Annotated in this window: 1 protein-coding gene; it reads left to right on the forward strand. The window is 31.0% G+C overall.

Translation table 11 applies throughout. The annotated features are described in order from the left end of the window. The coding region (locus ACRHOC_RS14835; protein WP_431159408.1) for a hypothetical protein at positions 1-271 on the forward strand (271 nt) is incomplete at both ends.

Below are 271 nucleotides of genomic sequence, written 5' to 3' on the forward strand. Positions count from 1 at the left end.
TCTATGAAGATTCTTGCCGAAATTCAAAAAGACCGACGTTTATTCTTAAGTTTTGATAATAACTTGCTAACAGAGATAAAGGGGAATGAGTATATCATTGGTTTAGGTTACCGAATTAAAGATGTAAAGATTCGCTCAAAACTAGCTGGTTCAAGGCAAATTATTACTAGTGATTTAAACATGAAAGCAGAAATATCTATTAGAGATAATAAGACCATTATTAGATATCTGGATTTAGATAATAACCAAGTAACTGCTGGACAAACCATTT

It is taken from the genome of Winogradskyella poriferorum, from assembly GCF_050618035.1.
GTDB classification, from domain to species: domain Bacteria; phylum Bacteroidota; class Bacteroidia; order Flavobacteriales; family Flavobacteriaceae; genus Winogradskyella; species Winogradskyella poriferorum_A.